Source organism: Chloroflexus sp. (genome assembly GCF_034432675.1).
In the GTDB taxonomy this organism is placed as follows: domain Bacteria; phylum Chloroflexota; class Chloroflexia; order Chloroflexales; family Chloroflexaceae; genus Chloroflexus.
Window position 1 is genome coordinate 1 of record NZ_DAOUBI010000183.1, and the last position, 17,622, is coordinate 17,622.

14 protein-coding genes are annotated in these 17,622 nt (G+C 57.0%); 6 read left to right on the forward strand and 8 right to left on the reverse strand.

What is annotated here, in order from left to right; translation table 11 throughout:
* Nucleotides 1-136: 136 nt before the first annotated feature.
* On the reverse strand, nt 137-1,273 hold the full coding sequence (locus VAE55_RS13765) for a M20 family metallopeptidase (RefSeq protein ID WP_322816345.1): 1,137 nt from the start codon (nt 1,271-1,273) through the stop codon (nt 137-139).
* Nucleotides 1,274-1,568: 295 nt separating this feature from the next.
* Here VAE55_RS13765 and VAE55_RS13770 point away from each other — a divergent pair, with 295 nt between their 5' ends.
* Genes VAE55_RS13770 through meaB form a run of 3 tightly spaced genes read left to right on the forward strand, consistent with a single transcriptional unit; the run spans nt 1,569 to nt 7,074 of the window.
* A complete protein-coding gene (locus VAE55_RS13770) occupies nt 1,569-3,722 on the forward strand; it encodes a methylmalonyl-CoA mutase family protein (protein WP_322816346.1) in 2,154 nt (717 codons plus the stop codon).
* A complete protein-coding gene (scpA, locus tag VAE55_RS13775; RefSeq protein ID WP_322816347.1) occupies nt 3,719-5,920 on the forward strand; it encodes a methylmalonyl-CoA mutase in 2,202 nt (733 codons plus the stop codon). The genes VAE55_RS13770 and scpA overlap by 4 nt, the downstream gene beginning before the upstream one ends.
* Nucleotides 5,921-5,940: 20 nt before the next feature.
* Nucleotides 5,941-7,074 carry a methylmalonyl Co-A mutase-associated GTPase MeaB gene (meaB, locus tag VAE55_RS13780; RefSeq protein ID WP_322816348.1) on the forward strand — a complete coding sequence of 378 codons (1,134 nt, stop codon included), beginning with the start codon at nt 5,941-5,943 and terminating at the stop codon, nt 7,072-7,074.
* Nucleotides 7,075-7,129: 55 nt separating this feature from the next.
* Here meaB and VAE55_RS13785 read toward each other — a convergent pair whose 3' ends face one another.
* The 7 genes from VAE55_RS13785 to VAE55_RS13815 form a co-directional block, all read right to left on the reverse strand.
* On the reverse strand, nt 7,130-7,807 hold the full coding sequence (locus VAE55_RS13785) for a response regulator transcription factor (protein ID WP_322816349.1): 678 nt from the start codon (nt 7,805-7,807) through the stop codon (nt 7,130-7,132).
* 533 nt (nt 7,808-8,340) lie between these two features.
* On the reverse strand, nt 8,341-8,883 hold the full coding sequence (locus VAE55_RS13790) for an acyl-CoA thioesterase (RefSeq protein ID WP_322816350.1): 543 nt from the start codon (nt 8,881-8,883) through the stop codon (nt 8,341-8,343).
* Between the two features lie 106 nt (nt 8,884-8,989).
* Nucleotides 8,990-9,823, reverse strand: a complete 834-nt coding sequence (locus VAE55_RS13795; RefSeq protein ID WP_322816351.1) for a class I SAM-dependent methyltransferase — start codon at nt 9,821-9,823, stop codon at nt 8,990-8,992.
* Between the two features lie 23 nt (nt 9,824-9,846).
* Nucleotides 9,847-11,163 (reverse strand): WD40 repeat domain-containing protein, encoded by a 1,317-nt coding sequence (locus tag VAE55_RS13800; RefSeq protein ID WP_322816352.1) that lies wholly within the window; start codon nt 11,161-11,163, stop codon nt 9,847-9,849.
* 507 nt (nt 11,164-11,670) lie between these two features.
* Nucleotides 11,671-12,288, reverse strand: coding sequence for a molybdenum cofactor guanylyltransferase (mobA, locus tag VAE55_RS13805; protein WP_322816353.1), 618 nt, complete (start codon nt 12,286-12,288; stop codon nt 11,671-11,673).
* A gap of 32 nt (nt 12,289-12,320) precedes the next feature.
* Entirely contained in the window at nt 12,321-13,568 is a 1,248-nt protein-coding gene (gene rho / locus VAE55_RS13810; protein ID WP_322816354.1) for a transcription termination factor Rho, read from the reverse strand.
* 26 nt (nt 13,569-13,594) lie between these two features.
* The gene (locus VAE55_RS13815) at nt 13,595-14,602 is read right to left on the reverse strand and encodes a DNA-directed RNA polymerase subunit alpha (protein WP_322816355.1); all 1,008 of its coding nucleotides are present in this window, start codon (nt 14,600-14,602) and stop codon (nt 13,595-13,597) included.
* Between the two features lie 315 nt (nt 14,603-14,917).
* Between VAE55_RS13815 and VAE55_RS13820 the strand changes: the two genes are divergently transcribed.
* Genes VAE55_RS13820 through VAE55_RS13830 form a run of 3 tightly spaced genes read left to right on the forward strand, consistent with a single transcriptional unit; the run spans nt 14,918 to nt 17,581 of the window.
* Nucleotides 14,918-15,463 carry a TlpA disulfide reductase family protein gene (locus tag VAE55_RS13820; protein ID WP_322816356.1) on the forward strand — a complete coding sequence of 182 codons (546 nt, stop codon included), beginning with the start codon at nt 14,918-14,920 and terminating at the stop codon, nt 15,461-15,463.
* 57 nt (nt 15,464-15,520) lie between these two features.
* Complete coding sequence (locus VAE55_RS13825) at nt 15,521-16,255, forward strand: prolipoprotein diacylglyceryl transferase (protein WP_322816357.1); 735 nt, start codon at nt 15,521-15,523, stop codon at nt 16,253-16,255.
* 51 nt (nt 16,256-16,306) lie between these two features.
* Nucleotides 16,307-17,581, forward strand: coding sequence for a response regulator (locus VAE55_RS13830; protein WP_322816358.1), 1,275 nt, complete (start codon nt 16,307-16,309; stop codon nt 17,579-17,581).
* Nucleotides 17,582-17,622 lie beyond the last annotated feature (41 nt).

Here is a 17,622-nt window from a genome sequence, read left to right on the forward strand (position 1 = left end):
CAACCCGCTCGTCTCCTCCCCCCAGCGGGAGCAACCCGCTCGTCTCCTCCCCCCCAGCGGGGGGAGGCCGGGAGGGGGGCGGGAATAAGGTCTACGGGAGCCACCCGGAGCACGCCCATCTCCCCAGCATCCGAACCTACAACGTCTCAAGCAGCGCACAGAGCAATGCCGTGCGATCAATCAGACCCTGACGGCTGATCTGCTCGTGTTCGGCGTGCGCTCCAGCACCGGGGCATCCCAAACCGTCGAGAGTAGGAATGCCGAGCGCAGCGGTGAAATTGCCATCACTGCCCCCACCGGTACTGCCTTCCTGAATCGTCAAACCAAGCGCAGCACCGAGTTCCTGAGCCTTCGCAAAGAGCGCAATACTGGCCGGTGTCCGTTCCATCGGTGGACGCCGGACGCTGCCGCGCACCGTGAGGTGAACCCCTGGAGTCACCGGCTGCAATGCAGCCATCCCAGCTTCGATCCGGGCAGCCTCTGCCTGCGTCCAGACCCGCACATCAACATCCATCCAGGCTTCAGCCGGTACCACATTCGGGCGGGTACCACCACCGGCTACACCCACATTGACCGTCGTCCCCAGCGCCGGGTTGGCCAGTGCATTCACGGCTAACATCTGATGGGCCAGCTCGGTTAAGGCACTCGCCCCCTTTTCAGGTTCGACCCCAGCGTGCGCTGCCCGTCCGGTTATAGTCACGCGAAAGGCGCCGCCACCTTTACGGGCCGTCTTCAAAGCACCATCCGGCTCAGTCGGTGGTTCAAGCACGAGCACATGCGCCGCCTGCGCCGCTGTGGCTTCAATTAACGCCCGTGAGGTCGGGCTACCGATCTCCTCATCAGACGTCAACAACAACACGACAGGCCGCCGCAGCACTGCTGCCGATTGCCCAAACCCACCAAGTGCAGCGTAGATCATCGCAATACTGGCCTTCATATCGTATGCACCCGGCCCAAAAGCCCGATCATCGGTGACGGTAAACGGGCGTTGCGCGACCGTCCCTGCCGGCCAGACGGTATCGTAATGGCAGAGCACCAGCGTCGGCGGTAGTGATGGTTCACTCGCATTGGTAACCATCACCCGTACATGATCGCCCCCTGCAGGATTGGCAATTCGTTCAACAGTTCCCACCCGAGCGAACAGCGTCATCAGCTCAGCGGCCAGCCTGTCGAGCAGAGGTTTATCGGTACTGGGCGATTCGATATGGACGAGATGCGCAATCAGATCGAGCAAACGGCCTTCGTGGGCAGCAATGGTCGCACGGTCGAGCATAGTTCCCTCTCAAAATGGCGATGGCGGTTATAGGGGATAGTATAGCGTAAAGCGACTGGAAACTTATGCGTCGGTAGTATGAATCATATACCGTTTACATGTTCCTGCTCAGCCCAGGTTATCACCCTGTAACCTGCCCCCGTATGATGAACTCTTGAAATCACCGATAGCTCAGCATACACTTATCCTATCCGATGCAGTGCTTCAGGTAGATCAATCTTGCACTGGATCAGACCCCATTTACGGTATACTGGTGACAGCAATACCCGCTCATGCTGTCGGCAAGGAGATGGCTATGACGCACGATGCGCAGGAGACGACAACGGAGTCAGCGGTACCGGAACGCTTGTTTGATATGTTCACGCCGGCGAGCTACGCTGAATGGCGTGCCGCCGCCGAAAAGACGTTGAAGGGTACATCGTTCGAGAAGCGCCTCGTCAGCAAAACCTTTGAAAACATCCTGCTCCAACCCATCTACAACGCCTCGGATATTGCCGATCTGCCTCATCTCGCGTCGCTCCCCGGCTTTGCACCGTTTGTGCGCGATACCCGCATCCTGGGGCCGGTACGCGAACGCTGGCAGGTAGCGCAAGAATTGCCCTATCCGACCGCGACCGAGGTGAATCAGGCCGCTCAGGCTGATCTGCCCCGTGGTCTGACCACACTGAACGTTCCCCTTGATCAGGCAACCCGGCAGGGCATTGATCCCGATGCCGCCGCACCCGCTCAGGTTGGTGCCGGTGGGATGTCGCTGGCAACCCTCGATGACGCCCGCCGGCTATTTGATCAGCTCGAGCTTGCACAAATACCGCTGCTGATCCAGACCGGTGCCTTGAGCCTGCCGGTAGCGGGCCTGCTGCTGGCCGCGGCTACCGAGCGTGGATTGTCACCTGACCAGTGGCAGGGAACGCTCGCTGCCGACCCGCTGGGCAATCTGGCTGCCGATGGATCGCTACCGGCATCGCACGAACGGTGCTACGATCTGCTGGCTGAATGGACGCGCTGGGCCATGACGAATGCGCCTCACCTGCGCACCATCATGGTCAGCTCGCACGTCTATCACAATAGCGGTGCCAGCATCGGGCAAGAGATGGGTTGTGCCCTGGCGACCGGGGTAGCGTATCTGCGGGCAATGCAGGATCGCGGCCTGGATATCAACGATGTCGCACCTCGCATGCAGTTCGCCTGCTCGGTTGGTTCAAACTTCTTTCTGGAAGTTGCACGACTCCGGGCGATGCGCATGCTCTGGGCACGGATTGTTGCTGCCTTCGATGGGAATGAACAGGCCCAACGCATCCATCTGCACGTTCGCACCTCGGCGTGGACGAAGACTCGCTACGATGTCTACAACAATATGCTCCGTGCCACCGGCGAAGCGATGGCTGCCGTGATGGGTGGTGCGCACAGTTTGCATATCAGCCACTTCGATGAAGCCTGGGGTCTACCCGATGAATTCTCGCGCCGGATTGCCCGTAACCTTCACATCATTCTGCAAGAGGAATGTAACTTCTTCCGGCTGATCGATCCGCCGGGTGGATCGTGGGCGGTCGAGAAGCTAACCGATGAGATCGCAGCTCAGGCATGGGCTTTCTTCCAGGAGATTGAACGACACGGCGGGATGGCTGCGGCCCTGGCGGCTGGTATGCCACAAGAGGCCATTGCCGCGACCCGTAATGAACGCTTCGCCGCCATTGCCCAGCGTCGCGATGTGATCATCGGGATTAACATGTACCCCAATCTCGACGAAAAACGACCGGAGTTCCGCCAGATCGATCATTTCCAGTTGCACGCCGCTCGTGCCGCCGATCTCCGCCATAGCCGGGATAACCGTTCCGACGAAGCGTGCCGCACCGCGCTCAGCAACCTGGCCGCTCAACGGTCGGTGGCGGCAGTACTGGCAGCAGTACGCGCCGGCGCAACCCTGGGTGAACTGAGCTGTACGCTTACCGCTGCTGATACCGCATCCCCCCAGGTCACGCCACTCCCGACCCATCGGGCGGCTGAGCAATTTGAACAATTACGGGATGCGGCTGAGGCCTATACGGCCCGCACCGGCAAGCGTCCAACGGTCTTTCTTGCCAATATCGGCCCCCTCGCCCAACACAAAGCCCGCTCCGATTTCGCCACCGGTTTCTTCCAGGCAGGTGGATTTGCCGTTATCAACAACGATGGTTTCGCCAGCGTTGAGGAAGCGGCCAATGCTGCCCTCGCCGCTGATGCCGACATCGTCACAATTTGCTCTACCGATGACACCTACCCCGCAGTAGTGCCGGCCCTGACCCATGCGATCAAAACCCAACGCCCGACAACCACTGTCATCCTGGCCGGCTATCCTACCGATCTGATTGACACGTACCGCGCTGCCGGGATCGATGAATTCATCCATCTACGCGCCAATTGCTACGACATCCTGGCCCGGCTGCAACGCTTGAAAGGAGTGGCCGCGTGAAGAACCCCGACTTTACTACCCTATCGTACCGTGATCCATGGCCTACACCCGATCTTGGCCAGTGGCAGGAACGCGCTGAGCAGGAGGCCGGACAATCCCTGGCCGATCTGGTCTGGCGGACGATGGAACAGATTGAGGTGCGACCGCTCTACACCGCAACCGATCTGGCCGGGCTGGAGCACCTTGGCTTTACCGCCGGTATCCCTCCGTACCTGCGCGGGCCGTATCCTACTATGTACGTCACCCAACCATGGACAATCCGCCAGTACGCCGGTTTCTCGACTGCCGAAGCCAGCAATGCCTTCTACCGGCGGAATCTGGCTGCCGGTCAAAAGGGCTTATCAGTCGCCTTCGATCTGGCGACCCACCGCGGCTATGACTCCGACCATCCGCGGGTGGTTGGTGATGTTGGCAAAGCGGGTGTCGCCATCGACTCCGTGCTCGACATGAAAATACTCTTCGATGGCATTCCGCTCGATCAGATGTCGGTTTCGATGACGATGAATGGTGCAGTGATCCCGATCATGGCCTTCTTCATCGTTGCCGCCGAAGAGCAAGGGGTGCGCCCGGAACAACTGACCGGCACAATCCAAAACGACATTCTGAAAGAATACATGGTGCGCAACACCTACATCTACCCACCCGAACCGTCAATGCGCATCATTGCCGACATCTTCGCCTACACGGCGCAGCACATGCCCAAATTCAACAGCATCAGTATCTCCGGCTACCATATGCAAGAGGCCGGTGCCAGCGCCGACCTTGAACTGGCCTACACGCTGGCCGACGGGCTGGAATATGTGTGCGCCGGACTGAAAGCCGGCCTGACAATCGACAGCTTTGCGCCGCGCCTCTCCTTCTTCTGGGCCATCGGCATGAACTACTTCATGGAGATTGCCAAGATGCGGGCAGCACGCTTGCTGTGGGCGAGAATTATCAAACAGTTCAACCCACAAGACCCGCGCTCGCTAGCACTTCGCACCCATTGCCAGACCTCCGGCTGGAGCCTGACCGAGCAAGACCCCTTCAACAATGTGGCACGCACCTGCATTGAGGCGATGGCGGCGGCGCTCGGTCACACCCAATCGCTGCACACCAATTCACTCGATGAAGCGATTGCCTTGCCGACCGATTTTTCGGCCCGCATCGCCCGCAACACCCAGTTGTACCTGCAAGAGGAGACTGGCATCTGCAAGATCGTCGATCCCTGGGGCGGTTCGTACTACCTCGAATGGCTGACCGACGCATTGGCCCGCCGGGCCTGGACGCATATCCAGGAAGTCGAGGCACTCGGTGGGATGGCCAAAGCGATAGAGGCCGGCTTACCCAAACTACGGATCGAAGAAGCAGCGGCCCGTCGGCAAGCCCACATCGACTCAGGGCGAGAGACGATTGTCGGGGTGAATAAATATCGTCTCGATTACGAAGAACCCATCGAGATTCTCGAAGTCGACAACACCGCTGTGCGCCAGAAGCAGATCGAACGCCTACAACGCCTGCGCGCCGAGCGCGATGAAGCCCGTGTCCAGGCCACGCTCAACGAATTGACCCGTGTAGCGGCCTCTGGCGAAGGCAACCTGCTCGCTGCGGCCATCGAAGCAGCCCGCGCTCGCGCCACGCTTGGCGAGATTTCGCTGGCGATGGAAAAGGTGTTTGGACGGTTCAAAGCTGAAATTCGCTCGATTTCTGGTGTCTACAGCAGCGAATACAGCGATGTGGAACAGATTCACCACGTGCGGGCAATGGCCGACGCCTTCGCCGCCCTCGAAGGGCGCCGACCGCGAATACTGGTCGCCAAAATTGGCCAGGATGGTCACGACCGGGGGGCCAAGGTGGTGGCGACAGCATTTGCCGATCTCGGCTTCGATGTGGATATTGGTTCACTCTTCCAGACACCGGAAGAAGTGGCGCGTCAGGCGGTAGAAAATGACGTACACGTGGTGGGGATCAGCTCACTGGCCGGCGGTCACAAGACTCTCTTGCCCCAACTGGTCGAGGAATTGCGCAAACTGGGCCGCGAAGACATCATGGTCGTGATCGGTGGTATCATCCCACCACAAGACTACGACTTTCTCCGCGCCCACGGTGCAGCCCTGATCTTCGGCCCCGGCACCATCATTCCGGTCGCTGCCGAAAAGTTGTTGCGCGAGTTACAACAGCGTCTCCACGGTGATAGCGTCGCTGCACCGGCATCGTGAAGCGAAGGGTGAGAGGGATCATGACCGATAAGCAGCAGCCTTCATCTTCTGGTGAGTTACCATTTGCGCTATCGGTACTGGCCGGAATTGCCAGCCGACACGACGGCCTGCCCGGTAGCGCTCCACCTGTACCATCATCTGCCGGAATAGCCCGTCGCCAATTGACGGTCGAGGAGTATGTAACCGGTGTCCGCAATGGCGACCGGACTATTCTAGCCCGTGCAATTACCCTCATCGAAAGTAACGCTCCGGCGCATATGGCCCAGGCGCAGGCAGTATTGGCTGCTCTGTTGCCGTATACCGGTGGTTCACTGCGCGTGGGCATTACCGGCGTGCCCGGTGTCGGCAAGAGCACCTTTATCGAAGCTCTCGGCACCATGCTCTGCGAGCGTGGTCATCGGGTGGCGGTACTGGCTATCGACCCTTCCAGCAGCATCTCGCGTGGCAGTATCCTCGGCGATAAAACCCGTATGGAGCGGCTGGCCCACCATCCTAACGCCTACATTCGGCCTTCCCCCAGCGGTGGTAGCCTGGGTGGCGTGGCCCGCAAGAGCCGCGAAACGTTGCTGCTCTGCGAGGCAGCCGGTTTCGATATTGTGCTGGTCGAGACAGTTGGGGTTGGCCAGAGTGAAACCGCGGTACGCGGGATGGTTGATTTCTTTCTGTTGCTGATGCTGGCCGGTGCCGGCGATGAACTGCAAGGGATCAAGAAGGGGGTGATCGAGCTGGCCGATGCGCTAGTGATCACCAAGGCCGATGGCGATAACCGGGCACGCGCAATGGCAGCCCAGGCCGAGTACCGGCATGCGTTGCGTTACCTGACACCGGCTACACCGGGCTGGAAACCGCCGGTGCGCACCTGCTCGGCGCTTACCGGCAGTGGCATTACCGAAATCTGGCAGGAGATCGAGCGTTTTCGCGCTGAACTGACGGCGAGTGGTGTCTTTGCGGCGCGCCGTCGGGAACAGGCTCGCGACTGGCTCTACACCCTGATCGACGAACAGTTGCGCACCCTCTTCTTTGCGCATCCTGCGGTACGTGAGCGACTACCGGCCCTCGAACAGGCAGTGGTCGAAGGAACAGTGCCGGTCGTCAGTGCCGTTCAGCAGCTCTTCGCAGCACTTGGCGAAACCCAACCCCAACCGACACCATAACCGGGAAGCGGAGGGCGAGCGTCCCTTCGCTTTCCTTTAACATTAGACCTCACGATCAGGTATCTTCGCGGAGAATGTACCCCACACTGCGGACAGTATGGATCAGGCGCGGCTCGCCATTCGCCTCAAGCTTCTGCCGCAAATAGCGCACATACACTTCCAGAATATTACTCTCGCCGCCGAAGTCATAATTCCAGACCCGGTCGTAAATAATATCGCGAGTCAGCACCTGATTGGGATGACGCATAAAGAGTTCGAGCAGATCGTACTCTTTCGCCGTCAGCTCGACGCGCCGGTCTCCCACCCGCAACTCACGCGAGCGCGTATCGAGAGTTAAATTGGCGAAACGCAGCACATCCTGCGCCTGCCCGGCCTGCCGACGCCGCAACTGGGCCCGGATGCGGGCGAGCAGCTCTTCAAAGGCAAACGGCTTTACCAGATAATCATCGGCGCCAGCTTCCAGACCGGCCACCCGATCACGCACGGCATCACGCGCCGTGAGCATAATGATCGGTACGTTCGAGTCGGCACGGAGACGGCGAGCGACTTCGAGACCATCGACTCCCGGCAACATAAGATCAAGGACGATCAGATCATAGGTGCCTGTCGATGCCAGTTCAAGCCCACGTGTCCCATCGAAGGCCACATCAACCTGATAGCCTTCCAGGCTCAGACCACGGCGTAGAAACGAGGCTATTTCAGTTTCGTCTTCAATCACCAAAATACGTGTCATGCCTTTAGTATACGAACAGGAAGCGCAACCGTCAATTTTTGCATACTGGCTCATATCACATCTGGTATAGTCGTCGTGAACCACAACACCGCAACCTTGAGCACGACACCACTATACGCAAGCGCTGATACGCTCCTGGGAGCGCGAGCCTCCGGTTCGCCCTAAGAACGTACACCCATCCCTGCGGGGCGGGTTGGGGTGGGGGCGTGTCGCAGCGGATTTCCCGTGGACGGGTAGGGGCGGGTTCTGAACCCGCCTCTCCAGACGGTGTATGTTTCCGTTCACATTGCCATCCGAGCGGTGGCGAAAGGATGCACCCTGGATCGCGTGCCATGCATCATATATTTCGGATGCGATCTCACCCATCACTGTCAGACCAGGTCCATCGTGAACACACATCGCACCCGTGAGACAGGCCGACCGCTGCGAGACGTGTGAGACAGCGAACACCACGAGCGCCAAACGAAACAACCCGTGCATGACCGGGCGTGGCAGGTAGCCAGTCCGGCGCGTGATTGCGCCAGCGATAGCTGCTAATGCGGCTCACCATCCAGCTCATTGAGAAAATCTTCTGGATGTTGACGAATCTCCAGGCTACGTTGTTCGATCTGACGGCGCAACTCTCTGCGCAGGCGAGCGGCCATCCAGCGCCGACGCTGCTCGGCGGTTTCGATACGCACAGGTGGGACGGGGCAGGGGCGGAAATTCTCATCAACCGCCACCATCGTAAAATAGCAGGTCATAACGTGACGTTGAGTACGGGCGGTAATATTTTCGGCGACGACGCGAATCCCAACCTCCATCGAGGTATTGCCGGTATAGTTAATCGACGCCAGAAACGTCACCAGCTCGCCAACGTGAATCCGGGCGCGAAAGATCACCTGATCGACCGACACTGTAACCACGTAGCGACCAGAATACCGTGAAGCACAGGCATACGCTACCTGATCGAGCAGCTTTAGAATATGGCCGCCGTGCACATTACCGGCAAAATTGGCCATATCGGGAGTCATCAACACCGTCATCTGTAGGGTACGGAACTGCTCCGGCTGTGGCTGCTCTTGAGAGGGCTGCATACATCGCTCCCTATTCCAGGCACCAAAGTATTTTTCTGTTTTTCAAGTATACATATCTGAGATACTTCCCGGCAACGGCATTAGCAGACCGCCTGCTTGTTCCTGCTCACCCCATCACCTGATCAGCACCGCTTATCGCCGGTTTCATAAAGAGAAGCAAATGATAGCGCCAGAGACCGGCATTGAGGGTCTTCTTCTGAGCAATACAACCACGCATCGCAGCAATTTGGTCTGCACTTTGCAAACAAAGGGCGCGGAGAAGCAGTGCTGCCGGTAGTGTCAGGCGGGCAAAATCACCGAGAAACTGGAGCGAAGGACTGGCACTCAAGGTCAGATCGTCGTGGCGGAGAAGAAGCAAACCTGATTTCTCTGCCAGTTCCACCAGCTCATCGGCGGTAAGGAGATCAGGCATAGCCCAGGGTCGCAGCCAGGCCCGTAAGCGATTCCGCTCAGCAGGTGACAGATCACGCCGGGCAGCAAACCGGTCGGCAATAATCAACCGACCGCCGGGACGCAGCAGACGAACAATCTCGGCCACCAACGCCGGTTTATCGGGCGCATGACAGATGCTCTCTAGCATCCACACCACATCACAACAGTGGCTACGGAGTGGCGCTACTGCGTAATCAGCACAGAGAAAGGTAGCTTTCCCGCCCCGTCTGGCCCGTTTGGCCTGTTCAGGCACAATCGTCAAACCGATCACCGTTCCCTGGTGGATAGCAGCAATCCGATTGGCGCTGGCACCGGCCCCACAACCGGCGTCGAGCAGACATTCACCAGGCGACAGACCGGCCACGACCAGCAGGGTCGCATCGATAGAACGGAGCGCAGAGCGGTGACTGCGTACCTGCTGCCACAACCCCGCATGCATCGCCTGCGATCCGCGAATCCAGCCCAAAACACGGAACATCCAGTCGGTCTGCCGATAGAAGGAACGCACTGCTTCCTGCTGAGCAAGCATAGTTATTGAAATGACCAGATACGCACGGTTGCGTCGTAGCTACCACTGGCCAGCATGTCGCCATCTGGAGTAAACGCGACACAGGTAACGCTCTCGTTATGTCCGGACAACTCCCAGCGTAACCCACCATCACTGACATGCCAGACACGTACAATCCGACCATAATGCGCACTGGCAAAGTAACGGCCATCAGGACTAAATGCCACGTCGAAACACGCTCCTGAAGGCGTAGCCAGAATTTGCAGCGGTTGCCCATCAGCCACTCGCCAGACAAAAATAGCACCATCGCTACCGGCACTGGCCAGCAAACGACCGTCGGGACTCACCGTCATGCTAAAGATTGCATCGCTATGACCACGCAATGTCTGCACCAGTGCCCAACTGTCCACATCCCAGACCCGAATCACCCGGTCATAGCCGGCAGAAAAGAGAAGTGAGCTATCCGAGTTAAAGGTGACACTATTGATCAACCCTTCGTGGCCGGGTAATTCAGCCACCGGCCGGCCGTTCTTCGCGTCCCAGAGATACACCACCGGGTCCCAACCAGCAGTAGCGATGAGCTGACCATTGGGCTGGAATGCTACGCTGAAGAATGCACCATGACGCTGTTCATCACCGAGATGAAACAGTAGTTCACCATCTTCAATCCGCCAGACCCGCACGCCGTGTTGACGACCGGCTGCTGCAATGAGCTGACTATCAGGGCTGAAGTCAACAGCATTAATTTCGCCAATATTACCGCTAATGACGCGAATCATCTGATAATCGGGCAGACGCCACAACCGGATAGCACCATCCCATGAACCAATGGCCAGCATCTGCCGGTCTGGACTGAATGTCAGGCTATTCACCCAGCTTTGCACTGCGATCATCTGGCGCAGCAGGGGACGCTGAACCACTAACGAGGACAGAGGAGGCTGCTCGAGTCGGAAAAAGCGATGATGGGCGGCCAGAGTCTGTCGGCTCGGACGTAACGCGAGACGTGATGGCTGACGCAGGCGTCGCCCGGCCAGCGCACCGTACTCACTATCACGCAGTTCCGGCGCAATCAACACTTCGAGCGTCATTGCATCAATTGTAAGTAGACCAGACTGGAAAAGGAGCTGCAAATCGGCACGTAACAACAGAGCATTGTGGGGTTCAGCCGGCCCCTGCGGGTCGATCAACACCGGTCGCAACACAGCGCCGACCTGACAGCCACTAATGGCGCAGGCTCCATCATACGCTACAAACAATGTTTGCCACAGGCTATCTAGTGCCGACGGTACGGGGTCGGCAGGTGGCTCAAACGAACTATGAGAGGAAGAACGCTCCTGCATTGTTAAACCCAATTGTTACGCGCGAACAACAACCACGTGGTAATCACAGGATAGAGCCTGTAGATAAACTAATCCTGTGTATGGAGGTTTGACAAGATAACATTTCTTTCAAATGGGTGACAATCGCAGCGGCGACCCACCGACATCTATATCAGCTATAGAGGGTAGTGATGATCGCTCCAGATGACCTCACCACCTGCCAAACGGCAAAACACTATCGCGCCAACCCACTGTTTTACTACATTATATAGTACTATGCACAGGTTAGAATCAGGTAGCACAGAGTGTCAGACACCGAACGTATCGCCCTATCTCCCGCCGAGGCACGATGTATACCGGCCATCGCGCTTCAGAGCACCAGCCTGGCAGCTACCGGGCACGCACCAGGCTGATGCGCACCATGTGCCGGCAGTGACGAGTGAAGATGTTGAGGAAGGGATGCCTCTGCACCACACACAGCCCTGTTCGTGCAGAACGGCCTGGATGAGATCGTTATTCAGTACCAGTTTAAGATTTTTTTAACCAGTGCTGGATTTGTGCGAGATCATCTGGCGTATTAATATTCACCAGCGAACGTGCTGCTGGATCATACCGTTGCCACAACTCAGGGCCAGGATCAACCCAACGCAGCGACGTGAGCGCAACCTGAAGCCGGCGTTCACCGGTAGCAAACACCTGCCGCAGTGGCGCCAATGCGCTTTGGCGATACACTGCGAGGAGTGGTTGGGGCAGATCGGGTGAAGCGGGAGCAGTCGGCGCCAGCACATCACCGTCAAAAGTCCAGCTTGCCAGCGCCGCGAGTAATTCAGGCACGATCAATGGCATATCCGCCGCAATCACCAATGCAGCAGCGGTGTGCATTGCTTGCAGACCACTGATCACGCCACCCAGAGCACCGCTTCCCGGCTGTTCATCGGCGACAATGCGTGCCGGCAGATCGGGCCAGGCCACACCATCGTTCATCACCACGATAATATCAACACACAGTGGTTGCAGCAACGCGATGGCATGCCCCAACAGATGCGGCCCGTGAACGCCCCATAGCCGCAAACGCCGTTTATCGGCACCAAAACGCCGACTACGTCCACCAGCAATCACAATACCGCTTAACGGAGGCTTGGACATAACAAGACACTATAGATAGGAGCAGTTGGTATTTACGAGCCAACCTTACCGAGTGAGGCGAGAAACTCGGCATTGCTCTTCGTCTTGGCCATACGGGTCAGCATCAGCTCTGCACCCTCGTTTTCGCCGACCATGCTAACCATCCGACGCAACATCCAGCTCTGGCGCAGGGTCACCGGATCGAGCAAGAGGTCTTCGCGGCGGGTTCCCGAACGCTGGATATCCACGGCGGGGAAGATGCGCTTCTCGGCCAGCTTGCGGTCGAGGTGCAGTTCCATGTTTCCGGTGCCCTTGAACTCTTCGTAGATAACATCGTCCATCCGCGAACCGGTATCCACCAGACAGGTGGCAATGATGGTCAGCGAACCACCATCCTCGATATTCCGCGCCGAGCCGAAAAAGCGTTTGGGCGGGTAGAGGGCTGCCGGATCAACACCACCGGAGAGGGTGCGCCCACTCGGTGGCATGGCGATATTATAGGCACGGGTAAGACGAGTCAGCGAATCCATCAGGATCACCACATGGCGCCCGTGCTCAACCTGACGCTTGGCCTTTTCCAATACCAGTTCCGCGACCTTGATATGCTGCTCGACCGGCTCATCGAAGGTAGCCGCCACCACCTCACCCTTCACTGACCGTCGCATGTCGGTAACTTCCTCCGGGCGCTCGCCGATCAACAACACAATGAGCTGAATATCGGGCGCGTTGGTCGTCACACCATTGGCAATCGCCTTCAGCAGCATCGTCTTGCCGGCTTTGGGGGGAGCGACAATCAACCCGCGCTGCCCACGCCCAATCGGAGCGATCACGTCAACAATACGGGTTGGCAGAATATTTGGCTCGGTCGAGAGGACAATCTGCACATTCGGATGAATGGGGGTTAACTGCTCGAAGAGGGGGCGCTTCTGCGCCATTTCAGCCGGCAGGCCGTTGATCCGTTCGACATAGAGCAGTGACGGATAACGCTCAACCTCTTTGGGTGGGCGCACCCGACCTTCAATCATATCACCGGTACGCAGATTGAAGCGACGAATCTGCGATTGAGCAACATAGACGTCATCGTTGCTGGGGCTGAGGCGCGCATTGCGCAGGAAGCCATGGCCATCAGGCACAATTTCCAGTAAACCAGCACCCTGCGTTGTGACCGGTTCGTCAACAACTGTGGTCGTTACAATCGGTGCGGACAAAGCCTCACCATCAGCAGGTGCTCCGCCATCTCCATTCACCCGACGGCGACGGCGACGAGTTCGCTCTGTAGTTTCACTGGTTCCTGTTGTCATACGTTTTTCTTCCATTGTGTAGTTTTTTACTCCTCTTTGTGAGATGATTCGCCGGGATGCGCTGTTTCACCGGATGGAGCTGTCGGTAAGCGGCTCGATGAGCCAGAACGATAGCCAAGCGCCTCCAGACGCTGATGAATCTCTTCAATACCCTTCGCACCCAGGTTTCGGATACTCATCAATCCGCGGTCATCAAGCCGCAACAACTGGCCAATCGTGTGAATCTCTGCCCGTCGCAGGCTATTGTAGGTACGTGTGCTCAAACCAAGTTCGTCAATTGTCCGACTGGCCATCTCTTCGGGGATAGGCGGTGTTAGATATGCCGATGTTTCTGGCTCTTCCGGTTGGTTCAGATTCACGATCCGCCCAAAATACTGGGCCAGAATCTGCGCCGCGTGGCTCAATGCATCACCCGGTTTGATGGTGCCATCCGTCCAGATTTCGAGGATCAGCCGATCATAGCCGGTCAGCGGATCATCCCCCATCTCTTCAACCAGAAAGTTGACACGGGGAATTGGGCTGAAGAGGGCATCCACCGCAATTTCACCAATTGGCATGCCACTCACCGTATCGGCCAATTGCACTCCCCGCCCACGCTCCACGGTCAGTTGCATTTCAAACGTTATATGCTCGTCGTCGATGGTGCAGAGGTAGTGCTGAGGATTCACAATTTCTACCGTGCTGGGGGCATCAATGTCGCGTGCGAACACCGGCCCAGGACCCTGTTTGATCAACTGTAGTGCTACCGCACGGTCACTATAGGAACGGAGACGAATCCCTTTGATATTGAGGACGAGTTGCGTGCCATCTTCAACCACACCGGGAATGCTGCTGAATTCGTGAATGACGCCTGATACCTTGATCCGGGTTACAGCAGCACCAGGAATAGACGAGAGCAACACTCGACGAATCGCATTTCCTAGTGATGAACCATGACCGCGCTGTAAGGGAGCAATTGCAAACCGACCGTAATTCTCAGCCGCAGCGACAAGAGTAATGCGAGGGGTAATAAACGACAATTCAAGTGTTTCCATATTCCTGTTCCAAAACACTCCGAAACTCTGATCGCACCCGTGGCGTTTGTGCTCAATCCGCACATCCAACGCATGGTGCGTTTCGCCGGCCCACGGCGTTTCGACTCCATCAACTCAACCACAGTAGCGAGAGCGGGAAGCTGTGCTTACAGAGCACCTTTTCGGCGGCGCTGTAGCGCAGTTGGTGGCAGCTTAGAACTACCACGTGTTGCGCGTGACCTTACTATACTGGTGAGAGTTACACGCTGTGTCGGTCACAGACTCTTTATATAATACCATAAGTTACGAAAAGCGTGGGAGACAAAAGGAATTGTTATGATGAATGCACAGAGCCGCAACTGGCTCAGTACCATACTCATTATCGCCGGTGTAGCCTGGATTGTGATCAGTCGCCCGCCGGATATGAACCCTACTGTGCCGGTGCCGCAACCGAGTTTCGTAGCACCGGCTATTGTTCTCCCACAACTTGACGGCCAGACACTGTCCCTGAGTTCATTGCAGGGGCAGGTGGTAATTGTTAATTTCTGGGCCAGTTGGTGTGGCCCGTGTCGGGCTGAAATGCCTATGCTTGAACAATTATACCAGGCCGAGCGGAGACGTGGGTTAACGGTGCTGGCAGTCAACAGTACTGTCCAGGACAATCCGGCGGATGTGTCGAATATGCAGCGCGATTTTGGGCTTAGTTTCCCAATCGTGCTCGATTACGATGGTTCTGTCGGTAATCGCTACGGGGTGCGGATGTTGCCTACCACCTTTATCATAGATCGCAAAGGGGTGGTGCGTCGGGTACTGTTTGGTGGACCGTTAAGCGAAGCGAACCTGCGCAATGTGATCGAGCCGCTGTTAGCTGAAACAGAATAACGGTGGTTCACCAACATCGTCTTCCTGTCAGATTAACATCACTGGTAATAACTGTATATGCTTCCAGCAATTAACATTGGCCCATTTGCTCTTTATACCCCTGGACTGATCTTTCTGTTGGGAGGCTGGCTAATTGTACAGGTGGTGGGTCGCGCTGCCGGTGTCTACAGACTGCCCGGTGACCGTATGGAGATAATCGTTGCCCTCGCCCTACTTGCCGGCATTGTCGGTGCCCGGCTGGGATATGCACTCATGTCGTGGCCCTACTATCTCCGTGATCCCCTGGCCCTGGTAGCCCGTGATCTCCAGGCATTTTCCTTGCCGGCAGGTGTGCTGACCACCATACTCGTCGGTGGCTGGCAGATCTGGCGGCAGCGCTGGCCGCTGTGGCTCACACTCGATGCGTTGGCACCGGGTATAGCGCTAGCCGCCCTCACCTACGCACTGGCTCAATTCGCGAGTGGTGATGGTTATGGCTTACCGACCAATCTGCCGTGGTCAATTCACCTCTGGGGTGAACTGCGTCATCCAACTCAGCTCTACGCTGCATGCGTCGCTCTGCTTGCCCTGATCGTCTGGCGACAATCCTACCGTCGCATTCAGACTCCCGGCACGCTGTTTCTCACCATCTGCGGATTACTGGCTGCCGGTACGTTAATCGGCGACGGGTTTCGGGCCACTGGTTTACTTTTGCCGGGGAATATTCGCTTTTCACAAGTTGTTGCATTAATAGTTCTCATCATAATTGTACGAATCTGGCCCAAATTAACGTTGCAACATAATATGCAATAACGCGGTATACTAAAAGTAACTTTGTCTGCTTGGCGTACTGTGAGAAAACACATGCGAGTCCTGATCGTCGAAGATGAACTGATTATTGCCCAAGACCTTAGTCACACCTTGCGACGAATTGGCCACTCAGTGATTGATGTTGTTACCAGCGGTGAAGAAGCTCTCCAATCTGTGAGCAAGCATACACCCGACCTGGTATTAATGGATATTCGCTTAAGTGGTGCGGTAGACGGGATTGAGGCGGCCCGTCATATTCATAGTCAGTGGGGGATTCCGGTCGTCTTTCTGACCGCCCACGCTGATGATCAGACAGTACGCGAAGCATTACTGGCCGAGCCATGGGCTTACCTGCTGAAGCCGTTTGACGAGCGTGAGCTTGAAGTGGCCATCGCCGTTGCCGTCTATAAACATCGGTTGGAACGACGACTCAGATCGAGTGAACGCCATCTGCGTACCACATTGACCAGTATTGGCGATGGCGTGATTGTTACCGATCCGCAAAGTCGCATTACCTTCGTCAATCCAGTTGCTGCCCGCATGCTCGGCATTACCCCGGATGAAGCAATCGGCTGGCCATTGGCCCGCGTGTATACCCTGGTCGTTACCCATACCGGTTTACCAACCGATAGCACAACATCAAATCAGACAGTGAATGGCCTGCCGACACCGGTTACTCTGCTTACCCGGAATGGCGAGCAGTTGTTAGTGGAACATACCATCACCCAAATTACTGCCGATGACGGTACCAATGAAGGAGTCGTGATAGTCTTTCGTAATGTCAGCGAACGACAACGGGCGATCAATCAGTTACAAGAGGCGAAACGGCAGTTGCATCAGGTTCAACTGCAACTTGAACAGCAACGACAGTCGATCAATGCTCTCGGCATACTTGCCCGCACCTTGCGCGAAGTAGCGTCGTTACCGGAACTCTACACTGCAATTGTGAATGCGGGTGCGACCCTTTTGCCTGACTATCGCGGTACGCTTCTTATTTACAATCCCGAAACAGACCTCGTTCACCCCGTCGGCCATTGGGGCGAACCTCTGATACACCGTCCTGTACGTCGATGTACCTGCTGGGGCGAGCGCCGCTGGGTACTCAGTCGCACCCACGACGACCATATGTGCCATTTTATCCCGCAAGGGTTACTCGGTGAGCGTATGTGTTTGCCAATTCAACAGCAACATACTGTCGTTGGCATCCTGAGTCTGTACCATCAACAGCCGGACAATGGTAATGGTTATCAGGTAGCCGTCACCCTGAGCAATCTGGCCAGTCTAGGGCTAAGTGCCTTTGCCCAACGTTTCACATCCGACACACCATGATGACGCACTGTTTTGGTGAAGGATGTGTCATGCTGTTCGAC

Coding starts and splice junctions, on each gene's coding strand:
- meaB (WP_322816348.1), top strand. CDS start 5,941: ATGACCGATAAGCAGCAGCCTTCATCTTCTGGTGAGTTACCATTTGCG.
- VAE55_RS13770 (WP_322816346.1), top strand. CDS start 1,569: ATGACGCACGATGCGCAGGAGACGACAACGGAGTCAGCGGTACCGGAA.
- VAE55_RS13820 (WP_322816356.1), top strand. CDS start 14,918: ATGATGAATGCACAGAGCCGCAACTGGCTCAGTACCATACTCATTATC.
- rho (WP_322816354.1), bottom strand. CDS start 13,568: ATGACAACAGGAACCAGTGAAACTACAGAGCGAACTCGTCGCCGTCGC.
- VAE55_RS13800 (WP_322816352.1), bottom strand. CDS start 11,163: ATGCAGGAGCGTTCTTCCTCTCATAGTTCGTTTGAGCCACCTGCCGAC.
- VAE55_RS13790 (WP_322816350.1), bottom strand. CDS start 8,883: ATGCAGCCCTCTCAAGAGCAGCCACAGCCGGAGCAGTTCCGTACCCTA.
- mobA (WP_322816353.1), bottom strand. CDS start 12,288: ATGTCCAAGCCTCCGTTAAGCGGTATTGTGATTGCTGGTGGACGTAGT.
- VAE55_RS13815 (WP_322816355.1), bottom strand. CDS start 14,602: ATGGAAACACTTGAATTGTCGTTTATTACCCCTCGCATTACTCTTGTC.
- VAE55_RS13785 (WP_322816349.1), bottom strand. CDS start 7,807: ATGACACGTATTTTGGTGATTGAAGACGAAACTGAAATAGCCTCGTTT.
- VAE55_RS13765 (WP_322816345.1), bottom strand. CDS start 1,273: ATGCTCGACCGTGCGACCATTGCTGCCCACGAAGGCCGTTTGCTCGAT.
- VAE55_RS13825 (WP_322816357.1), top strand. CDS start 15,521: ATGCTTCCAGCAATTAACATTGGCCCATTTGCTCTTTATACCCCTGGA.
- VAE55_RS13830 (WP_322816358.1), top strand. CDS start 16,307: ATGCGAGTCCTGATCGTCGAAGATGAACTGATTATTGCCCAAGACCTT.